Below are 21,516 nucleotides of genomic sequence, written 5' to 3' on the forward strand. Positions count from 1 at the left end.
GGTCCATCAGGCAGGTCTGTCCGCCCGCATCCTGCTACACGACGACAACTGTTCCGCATCCTGCTACACGATCAGGATTGGTTCCGCATCCTGCTACACGATCAGGATTGGTTCCGCATCCTGCTACACGACCAGGATCGGTTCCGCATCCTGCTACACGACCAGGATCGGTTCCGCATCCTGCTACACGATGATGCTGACCGTGCCGTGCGGACGCAGATCCTCCAAGTCGAGCGTCGACCGGCGTACGACGTAGCGCAGGTCCCCATCGACCAGCCGCAGCCGGTGGTCGTAACGGCCCACGTACACATCGGCCTGTCGATTACGGAAGCGGTACACCGCGAATGACGCGGTGAGCTCGATCTCGTCCCCGGAACGGCCGAGAATCACGACATTCGTGATGAGCCGGCGAGTTCGGGCGTATGGAAACTCCCGGAACGCTCGGCGACTCTTCAGCCGGGTCACCCGCGCGCGCAGTCGTTCCATGGTGTCGTCGATGTAGACCTGGTCGACGGTCGGATCACCGTCGGGCAGGTCGGCGCTGGGCATGACGTAGACCGCGTCCTCGCAGAACAACTCGAGCCACGAGTCCAGTTGCCAGCTGTCCAGCAACGCTGCTTCTCGGTAGAGGAAGTCCTCCAGCTGCGCCCGGGTAACCGCCGCCACTGACGCGGTCACCGGCAGCTGGTCGCTAGGCGCCGACATGGTGCCCCACCGGACGATCGGCCAGCGGCAGGTCGCTGCCGGTCATGAGGTTGGTCCAGTGGCGCCAGTACGCCCGGATCCCGGCTTCGTCCACGATCTTGGGATCACGCCGCATGCCTCGGGAGATGTCGTTCCATTCCACCTCACCGATCGAGTAGCCCTGCTGGCACGCCTCGAGCGCCTCCGCGTCGTCCGGCGTCGCGAAGCCGCCGGGGCCCAGGAAACTGATGAAATTGTCCAGCCGGCGAGCCAGTGCCGCGCCGCTCTCCTCGCGGGGAGCCAGCTGCCAGTAACGCACCTCGTGGGTATCCACGCCGACCGGCTCGACAGTCCGAGCAAAGATCGAGTGCGAGTCGGCGAGGGTGAAGTTCGGGAAGACGATGAGATTGCGGGTGTAGTCGCATACCCGGCTCCCCCGCTCCTCGCCGAGCCGGGCGATGACCTCGGCCCGCAACCGCTCGATGTCGGGCTTGGCCTCCTCGCCGAAGAACGGATTCCAGTGCGCGATCGGCTTGGGGAAACCGGGCGGCATCTCGAACGCGGCATGCCCGTGGGGATAGATGTGCGTCCGAGATTCGTCGCCGTACCACCCGGTCGGGCGCCGGCTGCCGAACTCCTTCATGTAACTGAAGTAGGTCGTGTGCAGCGGCTCACCGTGATAGCCGTCGAGCGTATTCTCGACGTTGAGTTTCCAGTTCGATTTGACCGTGTAGTGCGTGTGGCCGCGGATGACGCGGAGGCCGTCGCGGCTCTGGTCCACCGTCAGGTCGATCATCTCCGTGGCGTCGCCGAGGTAGTCCGCCAACGACGGCGCCTCGAGCGAGTAGTTCACGAAGTAGAAGTCCCGGTACGAGTCGAACTGCGCCGGTTGCCGCAGTGCCAGGCTCTCGACATCCAGATCAGGGGAGTACCCGTCCCGGTCCGGCATGCTGTTGAGTTCGCCGGTGGTCGTGAATACCCATGCGTGGTAGAAGCACTGGAATGCCTTGGCGTTGCCTTCGTCCTCCCGGCACAACGTCGCTCCGCGATGGGTACACGAATTGAAGAAAGCGCGCACCTTCCCGTCGCGACCGCGGACAAAGATCAGCGGGCGGCCGCCGACGGTGCGACGACGGAAGTCTCCGGGCGCCTCGACCTCGGAGCCGTGGCCGACGTAGAGCCAGGAACCATTGAAGATCCGGCGCTGCTCCTCGAAGAACACCTCTTCAGAGCGCAGGGTGTCACGATGGACCCGGCAGGTCCCGCGGTCCCTGTCCTCCATGATGAACCGACTGGAATCGGTGAATCTCCTGGCCTCAGGCACAGCTACTCCCTGTCCGGCGCCCGCGATCGGCCGGCGCCCGTCCTTGGCCCCCTGGTTAGTACAGTTTACATACTATCTGCTACGGTGCGCGCCATGTCAACGACGGAGGCGCTGCGGATCGGATTCGTCGGTCTGGGCGACATGGGCAAGGGCATGGCGGCCAATCTGGTCCGCAACGGTTTCGACGTGGCCGTCCGCGACCTGCGGCCCGAAGCCGTCGATGAGCTCGTCGCCCTGGGTGCCGACGCGGCAGCCAGCAACGCCGACGTCAGTCGCGATCGCGACGTCGTGGTCGTCGTTGTCGTCAACGACCAGCAGGTCCGTGATGTCTGCGTCGGCACCCCGGAGACACCGGGAGTCATTGCGGGATTGACTCCCGGCGCCGTCGTCGTGGTGGCCAGCACGGTGTCGTTGGCCGCGCACCGGGCGGTCAGCGAGCACGCCGCCACCCACGGCGTGCAGTACGTGGATGCAGCGATGACCGGCGGCAGCGTCGGCGCCCGGGACGGAACGCTGACGTTCTTCGTCGGCGGGCCGGTGGCCGCGACCGACCGCATCACGCCGGTCCTCGAAGCGATGGGAAACCACGTCTTCCGATGCGGGGAACTCGGCGCCGGAGCCGCGGTCAAGATCGTCAACAACCTGCTGAGCATCTCTCACATTCTCGCTGCGCGCGAAGCGATCCGGCTCGCCGCTGCGGCGGGGGTCTCCGAGAGCGACCTGCTGTCCATGATCAATACCGGCGACCTCGGCTCCAGCTGGGCAACCCGCAGCTGGGAGCGGCTTCGCTGGCAGGAGCGCAACCACACCGCCGGTCCGGCGGGCATGGTCGCGATGACGGGGAAGGACCTGCGCCTGGCCCGCGACCTCGCGGCCGATCTCGGCGTCGACGCGCCACTGGTCCAGGCGCTCGTCGACGACGTCCTGCCCGGCCTCGGCGACGAAGGGCTGACCAGCTGACGGGCGCCGCCGGACAACCCTGCTAGCCGAAAGCGGCCAGCCGCCGGCGCAGACCCGAACGAACCCGGGGCCAGTCCTCCGCGACGACCGAGAACAGCGCGGTGTCCCGGACGGTGCCGTCGCTGCGGCGCTGGTAGCGGCGCAGCACACCTTCCGGAGTCGCCCCGAGCCGCTCGATCGCCCGCAACGACCGGACGTTGCGGACGTCGGTCTTCAGCTGGACCCGGCCCATGCGCAGTTCCTCGAACGCCACGGTCAGCAGCAGCAGCTTCGTCTCGGGATTGACCGGACCACCCCAGACTGCCGGAGCGTAGGCCGTCGCCCCGATCTCCAGTCGCGCATCGTGGACGGAGATCTCCAGGTACGACGAGGTCCCCACGACCGTCCCAGGCGACAGTCCGGCATACGGCCGGCGCAGCCGCACCGTCCATGGATGCCGGCCGGCGGCCGGGGCTGCGTTCACCACGGCGACCCAGCCATCGGCATCGACGGGGCGTCCGAAGGTGTGCCGCCATACCTCGTCATGATCCGTGGCGGCGAATAGTTCGGCGCTGTCGGCGGCCACGGCCGGTGTCAGCTCGACCCACGTCCCACGCCAGGGTCCGCCAGGCGGGGGCCAGCCGGCGTCGGGCCATACCGCGTCGTGCGGACGACTGTCCCGATAGCGCTCGTCGAGCATGCTGGGAGAGTTCCGATACCTTGCGGCGCAGGTGATCCGGTCAGCCGACGAGGTCGCGCAGGACGATAGTCGCGTCGCGGTCGGGCCCTACCCCGACCGCGCTGATCGGTGCGCCGGACACGTCCTGCAGGAACTGCACGTACGACCGGGCCTGCGGCGGCAGATCCGCCAGTTCCTTTGCCCCGGAAATGTCCTCGTGCCAGCCGGGCAGCTCCTCGTACACCGGGACCGCGTGATGAAAACCGGTCTGGGTCAGCGGAAGCTCGTCGGTGCGCTCGCCGTCGACGTCGTAGCCGACGCATACCGGGATCCGGTCGAGACCGGTGAGGACGTCGAGTTTGGTGAGGAAGAAATCCGTCAACCCGTTGACCCGGGCGGCGTAGCGGGCGATCGGTGCGTCGAACCAGCCGCAGCGCCGCGGGCGGCCCGTGGTGACGCCGAATTCGCCACCGACACTGCGCAGCCGCTCGCCGTCGGCATCGAACAGTTCAGTGGGAAACGGCCCGGAGCCGACGCGGGTCGTGTACGCCTTGAGGATCCCGATCACCCGGGTGATCTTCGTCGGGCCAATTCCCGAACCTGTGCTCGCTCCGCCGGCCGTGGGATTGCTGGACGTCACGAACGGATAGCTGCCGTGGTCGACGTCCAGCAGCGTGCCCTGACCGCCTTCGAGCAGGACCAGCTGCCCGTCGTCGAGGGCACGATTGAGCAGCAGCGCGGTATCGGCGACGAACGGGCGGAGGCCCTCGGCGTATCCCAGCAGTTCGTCCACCGCCTCCTCGACGGCGATGGCCCGCCGATTGAAGACCTTGACCAGGACCTGGTTCTTCGACTCCAGCGCGGCTGCGACCTTCTGCCGCAGGATCGACTCGTCGAACAGGTCCTGCACCCGGACGCCGACCCGCGCGACCTTGTCGGCGTACGCCGGCCCGATGCCCCGGCCGGTCGTGCCGATCCTCGCCTTGCCCAGGAACCGCTCGGTCGTCTTGTCCAGCGTCACGTGGTACGGCGCGATCAGGTGCGCGCTGGCCGACACGACCAGCCGCGACGTGTCCACTCCCCGCTGCTGCAGTTCGGTGAGTTCTTCGAACAGGACAGCGGGGTCCACCACGACGCCGTTGCCGATCACCGGGACGCAGCCGGGCGTCAGAATGCCGCTGGGCAACAGGTGCAGGGCGAACTTCTGGTCACCCACGACGACGGTGTGCCCGGCGTTGTTGCCGCCCTGGTATCGCACGACGTAGTCGACCCGGCTGCCGAGCAGATCGGTGGCCTTGCCCTTGCCCTCGTCACCCCATTGGGCGCCGAGGATGACGATCGCGGGCATGGTGATCCCCTCGGCACGCGGCGGCAGGGCGCTCCCGGCGAGCGCGGCAGCAGGAGGTTACCGGAGGCGGCGACGCGCCGCCGAAAACCCGGGTTGCTCAGCCGCCCAGTGCGGTGACCGCCGTCGGGCTGGAGTCGCGCAAGAACGTGGCACACCGGTCCTGTTCGGCGGTTTCTCCGATAGCGCCGGCCGCCCTGCCCAGGGCGTGCAACGACCGCAGGAAGCCGCGATTGCCCTCGTGCTCCCACGGTATCGGGCCGTGTCCCTTCCATCCGTTGCGCCGCAACAGGTCCAGGCCTCGGTGGTACCCGGTGCGGGCGAAGGCGTACGACGTCACCACGTGCCCGTCCGCCCACGCCGCATCCGCCAGGACCGCCCAGACCAGCGACGACGCCGGGTGACGGCGAGCCACGTCGTCCGGCGACGCTCCGTCAGCCAGCAGGCCGCGGACGTCGGCGTCGTCGGGCAGGAAGGTGGGCGGCGGGCCGCCGAGCAGGTCGGCGTCCAGGGTCATCGCGGCATCCTCGTCATCGGCCCATCCTGCCGGGCGACCGGTCGACTGCCGGCGGCGGGACGGCGCGGGCACGATGTCGACTGCCGGCAGCGGGACGGCGGCCGCCCGTCACGGCGACGACGGCCCGGTCGGCCGTGACGGGGGCGCGAGCAGCAGCTCGGCCAGCGCAGTACCGAGCCAGTCGGCCACCGCGTCGAGGTCCCAGCCCGGCTGCTGCAGCAGTCGCTCGACCAGTTCCGGCGCGGCTACGGCCCAGAGCACCTGGCCGGCGCGCGGCACGGGCAGGTCCGCACGCAACACGCCGGCGCCGTCGAGTTCGGCGGCGATCCCGGTCATGGCCGCGAGCCGACCGGATTCGGCACGGGCCTGCAGCGTCGCCACGTCGGCGTCGGCGGCCGCCGCCTCCCGCATCGCCGCCCATAACGGCGCAACCCGTTGCGAGGCAATGACGAAGGTCCGAGCGAACACGGCCAGCAGTGCAGTGCCGTCGCCGGTGCGGTGCAGTTCGGCGAGCGCCGCGCGCGGTTCGTCGCGATCGGCCACCGGCACCTCGGCATGATCGCCGGCGATGGCGACGTCGACCGCGCGCTTCAGCAGCGCGGACTTGGTCCCGAATGCGGCATGGACGGTGGCGACCGACACCCCGGCCCGCGCCGCGACCGCGGCCATCGTCGTGCCGGCGTAGCCCTGCTCGGCGAAGCACTCAACGGCGGCGTCGACGACGCGGGCCCGAGCGGCGGCCGCGGCGGCCTGCCGGCCGGACGAGTCGTACGACCGCGCCTTGACGTGTCCCGCAGATTCGTTCACACTCACCTCTAATGAATAGAGCCACACTCTATCAAATACTGGGCTCCGGCCCGGGGAGGAGCGGACCATGTATGCACAGTGCGTCACGATGCCCGGAGTCACCGCGGAGCAGTCGGCCACCGTCGATGCGGCAGTCCTGGCGTTGACCGGAGGACACCTGCCGGACGGCTGCCGCGCCCACGTCGCCGGTCCGTGCGAGGGCGGCTGGCGGTTCATCGAGGTCTGGGAGTCCGAGGAGCACCTGCGGCGGTTCGAGAGCACCGTCCTCGGCCAGGCGATGCAGCAGGTGCAGGCCCAGCTGGCGGCGCTGCCCGGCACGCTGACGCGGTCGCCGTTCGACGTGCTCGCGGTGGCCGGAGCCAGCGCCGTCCCCGCCGTCGCCCCAGCCTGACGGGTCGACCGCCGGCGCGGCTGGTCAACCGCTGGGGGCCAGCCGCGCCAGCAACCGCAGCGCATCGCGCGGGGCATGGGCGTCGATGTCGTTGTCGAAGTACACGTGGGCGTCCCGGCCGGCGGCGAGGTCCGCGGCCACCCGGGTCGCCCAGCCGTCGAGCTCCGCGTCGGTGTAGCCGGAGGCATACAACTGCCGGGGACCGTGCAACCGGTAGTACGACAGCGGGCCGGCCGCGAAATGCGGCGGTGGCGCAGGGAACCGCGACGAGTCGGCGTGGACCAGCGTGACCCCGCGCTCGGCAAAGGCGTCCAGCCGGCTGCCGGTGAACCAGTCGGGGTGCCGCAACTCGACGGCGATCGGCGGCCCCGGTACCGATCCGACGTAGTCGAGGAACCCCGTCATCCGCTGCCAGCCCAGGTCGGTCGGGCCGAAACTCGCCGGCAACTGGACGAGGACCACCGCCAGCCGGTCCCCGAGTGCACCGACACTGCCCAGCAGCCGCGACCAGCTGTCGGGCAGCTCACCGCCCAGCCGCTTCACGTGGGTGAGGTAGCGCGACGCCTTGACTGCGAAGCCGAACCCGGCCGGCGTCGCCCGGACCCAGCCGGCGACCGCGTCGGCAGCGGGCAGCCGGTAGAAGGAACTGTCGACCTCGACCGCCGTGAGCCGTTGCGACAGATAGGCAAGCCACGATCGCTGTGGTACGTCGACGGGATAGAAGGGGCCCCGCCAGGACCGGTACGCCCAGCCCGACGTACCGAGGAAAAGCCGGCCCGCGGTCAGCTCAGCTTCGTCCCGGACGACCGAAGGTCTTCGCACGCCTGCGTGACCCGGGCGGCCATCGACGCCTCGGCCAGCTTGCCCCACGTCCGCGGGTCGTACGCCTTCTTGTTGCCGACCTCGCCGTCGATCTTCAGGACACCGTCGTAGTTCTTCATGACGTGATCGACCACCGGACGGGTGAACGCGTACTGGGTATCGGTGTCGACGTTCATCTTCACCACGCCGTAGTCGAGCGCCTCGCGGATCTCGCTGAGCAGCGAACCGGAGCCGCCGTGGAACACCAGATCGAACGGCTTGTCCTTGCCGTACTTGGCCCCCACCGCATCCTGGATGTCCTTGAGGATCGACGGCGTCAGTTTCACGTTGCCCGGCTTGTAGACGCCGTGCACGTTGCCGAACGTCGCGGCCACCATGTACCGGCCGCGCTCGCCCAGGCCGAGCGCAGCGGCGGTCGCCAGACCGTCCTCCGGAGTGGAGTACAGCTTCGCGTCGTGGGTCGCCTCGACCCCGTCCTCCTCGCCGCCGACGACGCCGATCTCCAGCTCCATCACGATCCGCGCGCGATCGCACTTCTCCAGCAGCTCCTCGGCGATCGCGAGGTTGCGGTCCAGTTCGATGGCCGAGCCGTCCCACATATGCGAGCCGAACAGCGGCTCGCGGCCGTCGGCCACCCGCTGCAGCGAGATGTCCAACAGCGGGCGCATGAAGCCGTCGAGCTTGTCCACCGGACAGTGGTCGGTGTGCAGGGCGATGTTGACCGGGTACTTGGCGGCCGCTACGTGCGCGAACTCCGCCAGTGCCGTCGCCCCGAGCACCATGTCCTTGACCAGCTGGCCCGACGCGTATTCCGCGCCGCCCCAACTCACCTGGATGATGCCGTCGCTGTCGGCTTCGGCGAAGCCGCGCATCGCCGCGAGAACGGTCTGCGACGACGTGCAGTTGATCGCCGGATAGGCGAAGGCGCCCGCCTTCGCCCGGTCCAGCATCTGGGCGTATACCTCAGGGGACGCGATGGGCACGGCGCTCAACTCCTCGATCCGGCGGCCGGGCCATCCTGGCAGAAGACGTGACGGCGTACCCAGGCATGCATCGCGATCGCAGCAGCAGCGCCGGCGTTGATCGACCGGGTCGAGCCGAACTGCGCGATAGACACGGTCGCCGCAGCACCGGCGCGGGCGGCCTCGGAGAGTCCCGGGCCTTCCTGGCCGAACAGCAGCACGCAGGCCGGCGGCAGCGCGTAGGTCTCGAGCGGTACGGCGCCGGGAAGGTTGTCGACGCCGACCACGGGCAACCCGTGGGCACTCGCCCAGCCGAGCAACTCCTCGACGGTCCGGTGGTGCCGGATGTGCTGGTACCGGTCGGTCACCATCGCGCCGCGGCGGTTCCACCGGCGCCGCCCGACGATGTGGACCTCGGCGGCCAGGAAGGCGTTCGCCGTACGCACCACCGAGCCGATGTTGAGGTCGTGGGCGAAGTTCTCCACCGCGACGTGGAACGGGTGCCGCCGGCTGTCCAGGTCCGCCACGATCGCCTCGACCCGCCAGTACCGGTACCGGTCGGCCACGTTGCGGTGGTCACCTTCGGCCAGCAGCTGCGGGTCGAGCCGGTCGTCGTCCGGCCACGGCTGCGGATGCGGTCCGAGGCCGGGTCCGCCCGGGTCAGCCGGCGGCACGTGACCGTCGTCGAGGCCGGTCACCACCCGCGGAGGCCCTTCACCACGAGTCGGGACCCTAACGACCACTAGCCTGCCGTGATGCGCTTCGCCGATCAGCTCGCCCTGCTGCCCGACTGGCTCGACCCCATCGAGATCGTCTCGCGCTACGGCAGCGCCGCGTTCTGGATCGCCGTACTGATCATCTTGGCCGAGTGCGGGATCTTCATCGGCTTCTTCCTGCCGGGCGATTCGCTGCTGTTCGTCGTCGGCCTGCTCATCGCACAAGGCGCCATCGACATCAACATCTGGGTCGCCGCGGCAATCCTGTCCGCCGCGGCTGTCGCCGGGAACCTCGTCGGGTACGGCGTCGGGGCCTGGCTCGGCCCGCACCTGTTCGACCGGCCGGACTCGAGGCTGTTCAAACGCAAGCATCTGGACCGGGCGCACGCCTTCTTCGAGCGGTACGGGGCGCCGGCGATCATCCTGGCCCGCTTCGTGCCGATCGTGCGGACGTTCATCACGGCAGTCGCCGGCATCGCCCGCATGAACTTCAAGGCCTACGCGCTGTACTCGGCGATCGGCGGTGTGATCTGGGCGGCCGGGTTCACGATCCTCGGCTACTACCTCGGCAACGTCGCGTTCATCAAGAACAACATCGAGGTGCTGACGATCCTGATCGTCCTGGTGTCGGTCATCCCGATCGCCATCGAGATGATCCGGCACCGCCACGACGCGCCACTGCTACCCGAGGACGCCCCGCTACCGGCTGACGACGCCTTGCTCGCCGGACCGGACGGAACCGCGGCGGACGCGCCGGGCACCGGCGCTCGCGACGACACCCCGACACCGGGGCAGGTCGGCTGAGGGCTACAGCCCGAGGTCGGCGAGCGAATACGCGGCGCGGTAACCGAGACCGGCCGCCGAGACGGCGTCGGCGGCACCCCGCTCGACGATGACGGCGACGCCGACCACCTCGGCGCCCGCTTCCTGCAAGGCCGTCACGGCGGTGAGCACCGAGCCGCCGGTCGTCGAGGTGTCCTCGACGGCGAGGACTCGCCGGCCGGCAACGTCCGGCCCCTCGATCCGGCGCTGCAGCCCGTGCTGCTTGGCCTCTTTGCGGACGACGAAGGCGTCGAGGCGGCGGCCCCGAGCTGCCGCTGCATGCAACATCGCCGTGGCGACCGGATCTGCGCCCAAGGTCAGCCCGCCGACCGCGTCGTACTGCAGGTCCGCGGTCAGCCCGAGCATGACGGCGCCGACCAGCGGGGCAGCCGCGCTGTCGAGGGTGACGCGGCGCAGGTCGACGTAGTAGTCGGCCTCCCGCCCGGACGACAGCACGACCCGGCCGCGCACCACGGCCTTGTCGAGGATGTGGGAGCGCAGCGCAGCGCGATCGGTGTCGTACGACGATGACGCGGTCGCGGTAGCCATGGCGGCGGAGCCTAGCGAGTCGCCACAGCCGGTCCGTGTCGCGACCGGGCGCCGTTCGTCCCGTGCGTCAGGCTGGCGCCATGACCGTCGGCACCGTGGTGTTGTGCCCGGCGGCACCCGGCGAGCCCGCGGTCGACTGGGACGACATCGCCGAGTCGCTGGTGGACCACGGCGTCCGGGTGGTCCGGCCCAATGTGCCTGCCCTGCACGACGAGCCGGGCGGCGAGGCACTGCGTACCGCGCACTGGGTCGCCCACTGCGCAGTCTCGTTGTCCGCGTCGAGTTCGGCGGCCGGATCCGGACTGCGCGAACCACTGCTGCTGGTCACCGTGGGCGGCGCCGGCCCGATGCTGCCGGCGCTGGGCTTCGCGCAGCGGGCCGCACGCCGCACCGTCGGCGGTTACGTCCTGGTGGACGCGGCGCTGCCGCAGCACGGCAGCGCGCCGGACTGGCCGGACGCGCCGGTGACGGTGCTGCTCACCGCCGCGGCGAGCGACGCTGCTCGATCAGCGGCGCTGCAGGCGAGGCTGCGCGGCTGGGATACCCGCCCGACGCCCGACCTGGCGACCGAGCTTGCGACTATCGCGTTGCAGCCGTAGGTCTTTCCCGCTACCCGCGTTGTCGGCTTGCGGCGGCGTCGCGTTCGCCACGACCGGGGCCGCATCAGCCCCGGCGGCCCGGCCAGCGGCGGGACACCACCCGGAGCACGGCGTACGGCAGCCGCGGCACGACGAGCGAGGCCAGCCGGTACGGCGCCCCGGCCACACTGACCGCCCGGCCGCGACCGGCGTCACGCAGGGCCGTGCTCACCACCTCCTCGGCCGACAGCCAGACCCACTCCGGCAAGCCGGACGTGTCGATGTCGGCGCGGTCGTGGAACGCGGTGTGCACGAAGCCAGGGCACACCGCGACGACGCGCACGCCGGTGCCGTCCAGCCGCATCGCCAGTCCGGTGCTGAACGAGGTGACCCAGGCCTTGGCCGCGGCGTACGTCGAACCGGGGACCCAGGCGCCCACGCTGCTGACGTTGAGCACGACGCCGCGGCCACGCGCGAGCATCCCCGGCAGTGCCGTATGGGTCAGCCGCAGGACAGCGGTGACCAGGACGTCGAGCAGCCGTTGCTCGTCGTCGACGTTGGTCGTGACGAACGACCGACCCAGCGAGAAGCCCGCGTTGTTGACCAGCACCGTGATCGGGCGCCGCTCGTCGGCCAGCCGTTCCTCGACCGCGGCCAGTTCCTCCTCGTCGGCCAGGTCGACGGCGAGGACCTCGCAGGCCACCCCGTGCTCGGTGCTGAGCACGCTGGCCACCTCGTCGAGCCGGTCGGCGTCGCGCGCGACCAGGACGAGGTCGTGACCGCGGGCGGCCAGCTGCACGGCGAACTGGTAGCCCAGGCCCGAGGTCGCGCCGGTGACCAGAGCGGTACTCATGGCCGGAACCGTACGGGGCACCGGCTGGCCGCGCCGTACCCTTGCCGCTCATGGTCGGCCGGTCGCCCGAACTCGTCGCACGGATGCTGCCGCACGCCACCAGCGTCTTCGGGCAGATGTCGGCCCTCGCCGCGCGAACCGGAGCCATCAACCTCGGCCAGGGATACCCCGACACCGACGGTCCCGACGAGCTGAAAGCCATTGCCTGCCAGGCGATCAGCGACGGCCGCGGCAACCAGTACCCGCCGGCGCACGGGCTGCCGCAGCTCCGGGACGCCATCGCGGCCCACCAGCAGCGGTGGTACGGGCTGTCGGTCGACCCCGCCGACGGTGTCGTCGTCGGAACCGGCGCGTCGGAGATCCTCGCGGCCGCGCTGCTCGCGCTGCTGGAACCCGGCGACGAGGTGCTCGTCTTCGAGCCGTGGTTCGACATCTACGCGGCGGGCATCGCGCTGGCCGGCGGCGTACGGGTGTCCGTCCCGCTGGTCGCGCCGGCGTTCCGGCCCGATCTGGCTGCGTTGCGGGCGGCCGTGACCGCGCGCACCCGGCTCATCCTGCTGAACTCGCCCCACAACCCGACGGGGGTGGTGTTCACCGCGGCCGAGTTGACGGAGATCGCCCGGATCGCCGTCGACCACGACCTGCTCGTCGTCAGCGACGAGGCCTACGAACACCTGTGGTTCGACGAGCACCGCCATATCCCGATCGCGACGTTGCCCGGCATGGCCGAGCGGACGCTGACGGTCGGCAGCGGCGGCAAGTCGTTCTCGTTCACCGGATGGAAGGTCGGTTGGGGCAGCGGCCCGGCCGACCTGGTCGGCGCCGTACGGGTCGTACGCCAGCACCTGTCGTATGTCAGCGGCGGCCCGTTCCAGTGGGCCATGGCCGCGGGGCTGGAACTGCCGGACAGCTATTTCGAGAATCTGCGCGCCTCGTTGCAGTCCCGCCGAGACCTGTTCTGCGACGGGCTGACCGGGCTGGGGCTGCCCGTCGAACAACCGCAGGGGACGTATTTCGTGACGACCGACGTCCGGCCGCTCGGGTACGACGACGGCGTGGCCTTCTGCGACGAGCTGCCCGAGCGCGCCGGCGTGGCGGCCATCCCGGTGCGAGTGCTCTGCGACGATCCCGAGGTCGCCGCGACCACGGTGCGCTGGACGTTCTGCAAACGGCCGGAGGTGCTCACGACCGCGCTGGACCGGCTCCGCGCCGCCTTCGGCTGACGCTGGCACACCCGCGCGGTGCCACCGCAACGGCGGCCAACGGCACCCGGTTGCCGGCCCTTGCGGTGGCTTCGCGGTGACGTTCAGGCCGCGCGGGTCACGGTGAGGCCGGCGCTGGTGCCGTCGGGGCCCGGATCGGGCGACCGTCGGGACGTCGCCTGCGCCGCACTGGCGGGCGTCTTGGCGTTGGTCACGACACTACTGTTTTCGGTATGGTTGTGACATGGCTGCCCACGTGAAGTACCGAACGATCGTGCGCGAGATCGCGCTCGATCACCATGGCTACGTCACGACGAAGGCGGCCGCCGAGGCCGGGGTCCCAGCGGTGGAACTGCCCAAGCTTGCCGCCCGGGGCGGTCTGGACAACGTCTCGTACGGGCTGTACCGGATGCCCGACATTCCGCCGACGGCATATGACCAGTTCGCGGAGGCGCTTCTGCGAGCGGGCGAGGGGGCTTACCTTCATGGGGAGTCGGTGCTCGCTCTTCTCGGCCTGGCCGACGTCAACCCTCGACGGATCAAGGTGGCCGTCCGTCGACGCGCCCGCCCCAAGCTGCCGCCGTTCGTCGAACTGACCCGCGTCAAAGACGAGGCCCGAACCACGCTCTACGAGGGCCTGGCGGCGCAATCAGTGGCCGACTCCATCCTTGAGTGCCGCGGCCGCATTGAGACCGAGCGTCTGCTGGACGCCGCCAAACAGGCTCGTAGCAGCGGACTGCTGACCACGACGGAATGGCAGCACGTACGAAAGGAACTTCGGTCGTGAGCTACATCGACGCGCCGACGAATGTGCGCTCGCTGGAGCAGCGTATCCGCAACCTCGCGGGTAGCGACGGCGTTGCCCTGCGGCGTCGAGTCGGAATGGCTCTTGTTGTGGTCAGCCAGATGGTGCCCGAGGGCGCGATCAAGGGCGGCAGCGCCATGGCCCTGCGCTACGGGCGCGAGACCCGCTTCACCCGTGATCTCGACGCTGCGCGAGTTCAGCCACTCGCCAGATATCGCAGCGACTTCGAGGACTCACTGGCGGCAGGGTGGGCGGGGTTCACCGGGCGGCTGGTGGAGAAGGCTGCACCGCGCCCAACCGCCGTGCCGACGGCCTACCTCATGCAACCATTCGAGGTGAAGCTGGACTATCTGGGCAGGCCGTGGTGCACGGTGAAGTTCGAGCTCGGCTACAACGAGATTGGTGATGCCGACGAACCCGAGTATCAGCTTGCTTCCGACTTGGTCGGACTCTTCACCGAGGTTGGCCTCGAGATACCGAGACCGGTACCGGTCCTGCGGGCCGACCATCAAATCGCGCAGAAACTTCATGCTGTCTCAAGCGAGCGAAGTGAACGTGCGCGAGACCTGGTTGACCTTCAACTCCTCGATCGAGGCGACGATCTCGACCTGACGCAGGTCGACGCGATCTGTGTCCGACTCTTTGCCTACCGACGTCAGCAGACATGGCCGCCCACAGTCGTCGTCGGCAACCAGTGGGACACGCTCTATGCACAGGCGGCCGACGGCCTCGACGTCCTCCCAACGGTCGACGCTGCCGTTGAGTGGGTCAACGAGTTTGTCCGACGTATTGCGGCGGCGGCTTCGCGGTGAGGTTCAGGCCGCGCGGGTCACGGTGAGGCCGGCGCTGGTGCCGTCGGGGCCCGGATCGGCGACATCGACCACGACGGTGTCGCCGTCGAGCACCTCGGCGGCCAGGATCGCCCGCGCCAACGGGTCGCCCACCGCCGACTGGACCAGTCGACGCAGCGGCCGGGCGCCGTACACCGGGTCGAACCCCTGCAGTGCCAGCCAGTCCTTGGCCGGCTGCGACACCTGCAGCGTCAGCCGACGGTCGGCCAAACGGGCGGCCATGAGGTCCAGCTGCAGGTCGACGATGCGCGTGAGTTCGGCGGATCCCAGCGGATGGAACAGCACGACCTCGTCGAGCCGGTTGAGGAACTCCGGCTTGAACGACGACCGGACCGTCGCCATCACCGCCTCCCGCTTCTCGTGTTCGCCGAGCAAGGGATCGGCCAGGTACGCCGAACCGAGGTTCGACGTCAGGACCAGGATCGTGTTGCGGAAGTCCACGGTACGACCCTGGCCGTCGGTGAGCCGCCCGTCGTCGAGCACCTGCAGCAGGATGTCGAACACCTCGGGGTGCGCCTTCTCGACCTCGTCGAGCAGTACGACGGTGTAGGGCCGGCGGCGTACCGCCTCGGTGAGCTGACCGCCCTCCTCGTAGCCGACATACCCGGGCGGGGCACCGACGAGCCGGGCGACCGCGTGCTTCTCGCCGTACTCGCTCATGTCGATGCGGACCATCGCCCGATCGTCGTCGAACAGGAACTGCGCCAACGCCTTGGCCAGTTCCGTCTTGCCGACGCCGGTCGGCCCGAGGAACAGGAACGACCCGGTCGGCCGATCCGGGTCGGCCACGCCGGCGCGGGCCCGGCGGACCGCGTCGGAGACGGCGCGGACGGCCTCGGCCTGCCCGACGACGCGCTCGCCCAGTGCCGCATCCATCCGCAACAACTTCGCGGTCTCGCCCTCCAGCAGCCTGCCGGCGGGGATCCCGGTCCAGGCGGCCACGACCTCGGCGACGTCGTCCGGACCGACCTCGTCGGAGACCATCGCCGCGCGAGCGTTGGTCTGCGACGACAGCGCCGCGAGCTCTCGTTCCAGCTCGGGGATCTCGGCGTACAGAATCCGGGACGCCTGCTCGAAGTCGCCATCCCGTTGCGCCCGTTCGGCAATCACGCGCAGCTCGTCGAGCCGGATCTTCACCTCGCCGACCCGATCCAGGCCTTCGCGTTCGGACTCCCAGCGCGCCCGCAACGCGGCGAGTTCCTCCCGGCGGTCGGCGAGGTCGGCGCGCAACCGCTCGAGCCGGGCCACCGACGCCGGATCGCTCTCCCGCCCCAGCGCGAGTTCCTCCATCATCAGGCGGTCGACGGTGCGCTGCAGTTCGTCGAGCTCGACCGGGGACGAGTCGATCTCCATCCGCAACCGGGACGCCGCCTCGTCCACGAGGTCGATCGCCTTGTCCGGCAGGAACCGTGCGGTGATGTAGCGGTCGGACAGCTGCGCGGCGGCGACCAGCGCGGCATCGGCGATGACGACCTTGTGGTGGGCCTCGTACTTCTCCTTCAGGCCACGCAGGATCGCCACGGTGTCCTCCACGGTCGGCTCGCCGACCAGGACCTGCTGGAAACGCCGTTCCAGCGCCGGGTCCTTCTCGATGCGCTCGCGGTACTCGTCCAGCGTGGTCGCCCCGACCATCCGCAACTCACCGCGGGCCAGCATTGGTTTGAGCATGTTGCCGGCATCCATGGCCGAATCGCCGGACGAACCGGCACCGACGACGGTGTGCAACTCGTCGATGAACGTCACGACCTGACCGTCGCTGCCCTTGATCTCCTCGAGGACCGCCTTGAGCCGCTCCTCGAACTCACCGCGGTACTTCGCCCCGGCGAGCATCGCGGCAAGATCCAGGGCGATCAGCCGCTTGCCGCGCAACGACAACGGGACATCGCCGGCGACGATGCGCTGCGCGAGGCCTTCGACCACCGCGGTCTTGCCGACGCCCGGCTCACCGATGAGCACGGGGTTGTTCTTCGTCCGCCGGGACAGCACCTGCACGACGCGCCGGATCTCGGCGTCGCGCCCGATCACCGGGTCGATGCGGCCTTCCCGGGCCCGGGCGGTGAGGTCCACGCCGTACTTCGCCAGCGCTTCGAACGTCCCCTCCGGCTCGGGGCTGGTCACCCGGGCCGAGCCGCGGACCTTGTCCAACGCGGCCAGCAGCGCCGTCGGCGTGGCGCCACGCGGCGTCAGCAGCTGCGCAGGAACCCCGTCGCGGGCCAGGCCGATGAGCAGATGCTCGGTCGACACGTAGTCGTCGCCCCGCTCGGTGGCCAGGTCCTGCGCGGCCTGCAGCGCCCGGAATGCGGTCTGCGCCAGTTGGGGTTGCGCGACCGCGGCACCGTGCGCACTGGGCAGCCGACCCAGCTCGGTACTGACCGCGGCCGCCAGGTCCGCAGCGTCGACTCCGACGTCGTCCAGCAGGGCCGCGGCGATGCCGTCCCGTTGCTCGACCAGCCCCGCGAGCAGATGGATCGGCTCGACGTGCGGATTGCCGGCCGTGGTCGCCAGCCGGACCGCGGCCGCCAGCGCCTCCTGGCTTCGAGTGGTGTAGTTCAGGTCCACGAGATTCCCTCCCGAGGTTCGCCGAGGTCATCGGCGTACGAACGAAACTGCCGGCGGGATCGGGCCGGCGACACGGTGGCCTCAGCCGCGGGTCACCGGACGCCAGACCACCAAGGCGGTCGAGCGTCGGTCGCGGGTGAGGTCGTCGAGGCGGTCACGCAACGCCACGACCTCCTGTTCCAGCACCAGGATCCGCTGGATGCCGGCCAGGTTGATCCCCTCGTTCGCCAACCGCTGCACCTCCCGGAGCCGAGCGATGTCGCGCATGGAGTAGAGCCGATTGCGGCCCAGGCTGCGGTCCGGTGACACCAGACCGAGCCGGTCGTACTGTCGCAACGTCTGCGGGTGCAGCCCGGCCAGTTGCGCGGCGATCGAGATCACGTAGACCGGCGCGTCCTCGTCGGGTCCGAAACTCGACCGAGGGTTCTCAGGGGAACTCATCACGCCTCCGCTGCCACGGCGGCGGCCAGCAGTTCGGCCCGCGGGTCATGGTCGGCGGTCGCCTCGGCGTACGCCGTGAGTGCCTCTCGCGCCGCACCGGTGAGGTTCTGCGGTACGGCGATCTCGACGGTCACCAGCAGGTCCGCGCGGGTGCCGTCCTTGCGGGGCGCGCCCTTGCCGCGGACCCGCAGGACCCGGCCGTTGGCCGTCCCCGGCGACAGTCGCAGCGTTACCGGGGAACCACCCAGGACCGGCACGGCCACCTTGGCACCGAGCGCCGCTTCGGTGAACGTCACGGGCACGGTGACGGTCAGGTTGTCCCCGTCGCGGCCGAACACCGGATGCGGCCGGACGTGAACGGCCACCACCAGGTCGCCCGCCGGGCCACCTCGCTCACCGGGAACTCCCTTGCCCTTCAGGCGAATCCGTTGCCCGTCACGCACCCCGGCGGGGATCCGGGCCGACACCGTCCGGGTGCTGCGGCCTCGGCCGGAGCCGTGGCAGGTCGGACAGGGATCGTCCACGACCAGCCCGCGGCCCCGGCACTGCTGGCACGGCTCGGAGAACGCGAACCCGCCGGCATTGCGCGACGTCAGGCCGGTGCCGCTGCAGCTGGGGCAGACACGCGGTGCGCTGCCGTCCCGCGCACCGGTGCCCGCGCAGGTCGGGCACGGTCCCTCACTGGCCAAGCCGAGCTGGACGGTGGCTCCCTCGATGGCCTCGGTGAACCCGAGCGTCACCTCGCTCTCGATGTCGGCACCCCGACGCGGCGCGCGGCCACCTGCCGCGCCACGGCCGCGGTTGAAGATGCCGCCGAGTACGTCGCCCAGCCCGCCGGATCCGCCGCCTCCCATGCGGGAGAACAGGTCGTCCATGGTGCCGCCGTAGTTCCCGCCCCCGAAACCACCACCGGGACCACCGAGCCCGCCGTTGCCGAACAAGGCCCGGGCCTCGTCGTACTCCTTGCGTTTGGTGCTGTCGGACAGCACGTCGTAGGCCTCCGACACCTCCTTGAACCGCTCCTCGGCCTGCGCATCGCCCGGCTTGGCGTCCGGATGCAGTTCCCGAGCGAGCTTGCGGTAGGCCTTCTTCACCTGGGCGGCAGTGGCATCCTTGGGGACGCCCAGGGTCTGGTAGAAGTCCTTCTCGACCCAGTCACGGTTCATCGACGCCCCTCCTCCCGGTGATCGACGGTTCCGACGGCACGCAGGTCAATCGGTGTCGGCGACGCCGACGCGGGCCGGTCGGACGACCCGCCCACCCAACCGGTAGCCGGCCTGGTACACCGCGATCAAGGTCGGACCGGCGGCGTCCTCGCGGGTTTCGTGGGTCAGCGCCTCGTGCAACGTCGGGTCGAATGCCTCGCCGACCGCACCGAAGGTCTCCAGGCCCAGCCGAGCCGTGGCCGCCTCCACCGCCTCGCCGACAGCCTTGAACGCCCCTTCGAGTTCGCCGTGCTCGCGCGCCCGGCCGATGTCGTCGAGCACGGGAAGCAGGGCGACGAGCACGGACGCCACGGCCTGGTCGCGGACCGCTTCGCGGTCACGCTCGACCCGCTTGCGGTAGTTGGCGTACTCGGCCTGGACCCGTTGCACGTCCGCGGTGAGTTCGGCTACTGCCGCAGCCACATCCTCGGCCTGCGGGTCCTGCCCCGCACCACCCGGCCCCGCCCCGGTCGACCCCGGGCCGCCCGGCGGGACCTCGCCCGCCGGGCTGTCCGGCGCCGCGTTCTCCCGCAGCCGCAAGGTGTCCGGGTCGATCCGGCGACGGTCGGTGAAGGTCACGCCCTCCCGACGGTCCGGGTCACGCTCGGCTTCGCGGTCGTCGCCCACCATCACTTCTGCTCGTCCTCGTCGATGATCTCCGCGTCGACGACGTCGTCGTCAGCGGAACCGGTGCTGCCCGCCGCCTCGCCGGCGGCCGGCCCGGCCTGGGCGTACATCGCCGCACCCAATGCCTGACTGGCCTGGGCGACCTTGTCCGTCGCCGTCCGGATCGCCGCGATGTCGGAGCCGGCCAGCGCGGTCTTGAGTTCGCCGAGCGGGCCCTCGACGTTGGCCTTCGCGTCCGCGGGGACCTTGTCGGCGTTGTCGGACAGGAACTTCTCGGTCTGGTACACCAACGACTCCGCGGTGTTGCGCACCTCGGACTCCTCGCGGCGCTGCCGGTCCTCCTCGGCGTGCGCCTCCGCGTCGCGCATCATCCGGTCGATCTCGTCCTTCGACAGCGCCGAGCCGCCGCTGATCGTCATCGACTGCTCCTTGCCGGTGGCCATGTCCTTGGCCGCGACGTGGACGATGCCGTTGGCGTCGATGTCGAAGGTCACCTCGACCTGCGGGATGCCCCGCGGCGCCGGCGGCAGACCGGTCAGTTCAAACGTCGCCAGGCGCTTGTTGTACGCCGCCATCTCCCGCTCGCCCTGGTACACCTGGATGAGCACCGACGGCTGGTTGTCCTCAGCCGTGGTGAAGATCTCCGACCGCTTCGTCGGGATCGTCGTATTGCGTTCGATGAGTTTGGTCATCACGCCGCCCTTGGTCTCGATCCCCAACGACAGCGGAGTCACGTCCAGCAGCAGGACGTCCTTGACCTCACCCTTGAGCACGCCGGCCTGCAGCGCGGCACCCACGGCGACGACCTCGTCGGGGTTGACCCCCTTGTTGGGCTCCTTGCCGCCGGTCAGTTGCCGGACCAGGTCGGTGACCGCCGGCATGCGGGTCGAGCCGCCGACGAGGACCACGTGGTCGATGTCGCTGACCGCGATCCCGGCGTCGGAGATAACGTTCTTGAACGGCGCCTTCGTCCGGTCCAGCAAGTCCGATGTCATCTGCTGGAACTGCGCGCGGGTGAGGGTCTCGTCGATGAACAGCGGGTTCTTGTCCGCGTCGACGGTGATGTACGGCAGGTTGATCGAGGTCTGCATCGAACTGGACAGCTCGATCTTGGCCTTCTCCGCGGCCTCACGGAGCCGCTGCATCGCCATCTTGTCCTTAGTCAGGTCGATGCCGTTGCCGTTCTTGAACCCGGTGACCAGCCAGTCCACGATCTTCTGGTCCCAGTCGTCACCGCCGAGGTGGTTGTCGCCACTGGTCGCCTTGACCTCGACCACGCCGTCGCCGATCTCCAGCAGCGAGACGTCGAAGGTCCCGCCACCGAGGTCGAAGACCAGGATCGTCTGCTCGGCGTCGCCCTTGTCCAGGCCGTACGCCAGGGCCGCCGCGGTGGGCTCGTTGATGATCCGCAGCACGTTCAGCCCGGCGATCTCGCCGGCCTCCTTGGTGGCTTGCCGCTGCCCGTCGTTGAAGTACGCCGGAACGGTGATCACCGCATCCGTGACGCCCTCGCCGAGGTACGCCTCCGCATCCCGCTTCAGCTTGGACAGCACCCGGGCGCTGATCTCCTGCGAGGTGTACGCCTTGCCGTCGATGTCGACGGTCCAGTTGGTCCCGATGTGCCGCTTCACGGACCGGATGGTGCGGTCGACGTTGGTGACCGCCTGCCGCTTCGCGACCTCGCCGACGAGCACCTCGCCGTTCTTGGCGAAGGCGACCACGCTGGGGGTCGTGCGCGCTCCTTCGGCGTTGGCAATGACGGTGGGTTCGCCACCTTCGAGGACGGCCACGACGGAGTTCGTCGTACCGAGGTCGATGCCGACTGCACGGGCCATGGG

Annotated in this window: 22 protein-coding genes; 6 read left to right on the top strand and 16 right to left on the bottom strand. The window is 69.9% G+C overall.

From position 1 onward, the window contains the following. Positions 1-183: 183 nt before the first annotated feature. Together EPO13_04580 and EPO13_04585 are read right to left on the bottom strand one after the other, a co-directional pair. A complete protein-coding gene (locus tag EPO13_04580; GenBank protein ID TAK70233.1) occupies positions 184-705 on the bottom strand; it encodes an aromatic-ring-hydroxylating dioxygenase subunit beta in 522 nt (173 codons plus the stop codon). Continuing rightward, the gene (locus tag EPO13_04585) at positions 692-1,966 is read right to left on the bottom strand and encodes an aromatic ring-hydroxylating dioxygenase subunit alpha (protein ID TAK70234.1); all 1,275 of its coding nucleotides are present in this window, start codon (positions 1,964-1,966) and stop codon (positions 692-694) included. The genes EPO13_04580 and EPO13_04585 overlap by 14 nt, the downstream gene beginning before the upstream one ends. Between EPO13_04585 and EPO13_04590 the strand changes: the two genes are divergently transcribed. Further along, positions 1,931-2,968 carry an NAD(P)-dependent oxidoreductase gene (locus EPO13_04590; GenBank protein TAK70235.1) on the top strand — a complete coding sequence of 346 codons (1,038 nt, stop codon included), beginning with the start codon at positions 1,931-1,933 and terminating at the stop codon, positions 2,966-2,968. The two genes, EPO13_04585 and EPO13_04590, sit on opposite strands and share 36 nt — an antisense overlap. Positions 2,969-2,990: 22 nt before the next feature. Here the strand turns inward: EPO13_04590 and EPO13_04595 are convergent, their stop codons facing one another. From EPO13_04595 to EPO13_04625, 7 genes are all read right to left on the bottom strand, one after another. Then, positions 2,991-3,647 (bottom strand): N-acetyltransferase, encoded by a 657-nt coding sequence (locus EPO13_04595; GenBank protein TAK70236.1) that lies wholly within the window; start codon positions 3,645-3,647, stop codon positions 2,991-2,993. Between the two features lie 40 nt (positions 3,648-3,687). After that, entirely contained in the window at positions 3,688-4,974 is a 1,287-nt protein-coding gene (locus EPO13_04600) for an adenylosuccinate synthase (protein ID TAK70237.1), read from the bottom strand. A gap of 97 nt (positions 4,975-5,071) precedes the next feature. Continuing rightward, positions 5,072-5,488: a DUF3151 domain-containing protein gene (locus tag EPO13_04605; protein TAK70238.1), complete on the bottom strand. Its 417-nt coding sequence runs from the start codon at positions 5,486-5,488 to the stop codon at positions 5,072-5,074. Positions 5,489-5,596: 108 nt separating this feature from the next. Then, entirely contained in the window at positions 5,597-6,511 is a 915-nt protein-coding gene (locus EPO13_04610) for a TetR/AcrR family transcriptional regulator (protein ID TAK70239.1), read from the bottom strand. 199 nt (positions 6,512-6,710) lie between these two features. Next, positions 6,711-7,556, bottom strand: coding sequence for a DUF72 domain-containing protein (locus EPO13_04615; GenBank protein ID TAK70240.1), 846 nt, complete (start codon positions 7,554-7,556; stop codon positions 6,711-6,713). Beyond that, complete coding sequence (gene fbaA / locus EPO13_04620; protein ID TAK70241.1) at positions 7,469-8,491, bottom strand: class II fructose-bisphosphate aldolase; 1,023 nt, start codon at positions 8,489-8,491, stop codon at positions 7,469-7,471. Before fbaA ends, EPO13_04615 begins: the two co-directional genes overlap by 88 nt. Before the next feature lie 5 nt (positions 8,492-8,496). Then, complete coding sequence (locus EPO13_04625; GenBank protein ID TAK70468.1) at positions 8,497-9,168, bottom strand: rRNA methyltransferase; 672 nt, start codon at positions 9,166-9,168, stop codon at positions 8,497-8,499. A 57-nt stretch (positions 9,169-9,225) separates the two neighbouring features. On the opposite strand from EPO13_04625, the gene EPO13_04630 reads away from it, so the two are divergent. Continuing rightward, entirely contained in the window at positions 9,226-9,990 is a 765-nt protein-coding gene (locus tag EPO13_04630; protein ID TAK70242.1) for a DedA family protein, read from the top strand. 3 nt (positions 9,991-9,993) lie between these two features. Here EPO13_04630 and EPO13_04635 read toward each other — a convergent pair whose 3' ends face one another. Then, positions 9,994-10,557, bottom strand: coding sequence for an orotate phosphoribosyltransferase (locus EPO13_04635; protein TAK70243.1), 564 nt, complete (start codon positions 10,555-10,557; stop codon positions 9,994-9,996). 80 nt (positions 10,558-10,637) lie between these two features. Here EPO13_04635 and EPO13_04640 point away from each other — a divergent pair, with 80 nt between their 5' ends. Continuing rightward, complete coding sequence (locus tag EPO13_04640) at positions 10,638-11,156, top strand: hypothetical protein (GenBank protein TAK70244.1); 519 nt, start codon at positions 10,638-10,640, stop codon at positions 11,154-11,156. A gap of 64 nt (positions 11,157-11,220) precedes the next feature. On the opposite strand, the gene EPO13_04645 is transcribed toward EPO13_04640, so the two are convergent. Then, positions 11,221-11,988: an SDR family oxidoreductase gene (locus EPO13_04645; protein ID TAK70245.1), complete on the bottom strand. Its 768-nt coding sequence runs from the start codon at positions 11,986-11,988 to the stop codon at positions 11,221-11,223. A 50-nt stretch (positions 11,989-12,038) separates the two neighbouring features. Between EPO13_04645 and dapC the strand changes: the two genes are divergently transcribed. The 3 genes from dapC to EPO13_04660 all read left to right on the top strand — a co-directional run bounded on the left by dapC (position 12,039) and on the right by EPO13_04660 (position 14,807). Continuing rightward, on the top strand, positions 12,039-13,211 hold the full coding sequence (gene dapC / locus EPO13_04650; protein ID TAK70246.1) for a putative succinyldiaminopimelate transaminase DapC: 1,173 nt from the start codon (positions 12,039-12,041) through the stop codon (positions 13,209-13,211). 223 nt (positions 13,212-13,434) lie between these two features. After that, positions 13,435-13,977: a hypothetical protein gene (locus EPO13_04655; protein TAK70247.1), complete on the top strand. Its 543-nt coding sequence runs from the start codon at positions 13,435-13,437 to the stop codon at positions 13,975-13,977. 5 nt (positions 13,978-13,982) lie between these two features. Then, positions 13,983-14,807 carry a hypothetical protein gene (locus EPO13_04660; protein ID TAK70469.1) on the top strand — a complete coding sequence of 275 codons (825 nt, stop codon included), beginning with the start codon at positions 13,983-13,985 and terminating at the stop codon, positions 14,805-14,807. Between the two features lie 3 nt (positions 14,808-14,810). Here the strand turns inward: EPO13_04660 and clpB are convergent, their stop codons facing one another. The 5 genes from clpB to dnaK form a co-directional block, all read right to left on the bottom strand. Further along, a complete protein-coding gene (gene clpB / locus EPO13_04665; protein TAK70248.1) occupies positions 14,811-17,405 on the bottom strand; it encodes an ATP-dependent chaperone ClpB in 2,595 nt (864 codons plus the stop codon). An 81-nt stretch (positions 17,406-17,486) separates the two neighbouring features. Then, positions 17,487-17,846 carry a MerR family transcriptional regulator gene (locus EPO13_04670; protein TAK70249.1) on the bottom strand — a complete coding sequence of 120 codons (360 nt, stop codon included), beginning with the start codon at positions 17,844-17,846 and terminating at the stop codon, positions 17,487-17,489. After that, positions 17,846-19,012 carry a molecular chaperone DnaJ gene (dnaJ, locus tag EPO13_04675; protein TAK70250.1) on the bottom strand — a complete coding sequence of 389 codons (1,167 nt, stop codon included), beginning with the start codon at positions 19,010-19,012 and terminating at the stop codon, positions 17,846-17,848. Before dnaJ ends, EPO13_04670 begins: the two co-directional genes overlap by 1 nt. Positions 19,013-19,057: 45 nt before the next feature. Continuing rightward, entirely contained in the window at positions 19,058-19,681 is a 624-nt protein-coding gene (grpE, locus tag EPO13_04680; protein ID TAK70251.1) for a nucleotide exchange factor GrpE, read from the bottom strand. Next, the gene (gene dnaK, locus EPO13_04685; GenBank protein ID TAK70252.1) at positions 19,681-21,513 is read right to left on the bottom strand and encodes a molecular chaperone DnaK; all 1,833 of its coding nucleotides are present in this window, start codon (positions 21,511-21,513) and stop codon (positions 19,681-19,683) included. Before dnaK ends, grpE begins: the two co-directional genes overlap by 1 nt. Between the last annotated feature and the right edge of the window lie 3 nt (positions 21,514-21,516).

The sequence above is a fragment of the Actinomycetota bacterium genome, assembly GCA_004297305.1.
GTDB lineage: Bacteria > Actinomycetota > Actinomycetes > S36-B12 > FW305-bin1 > FW305-bin1.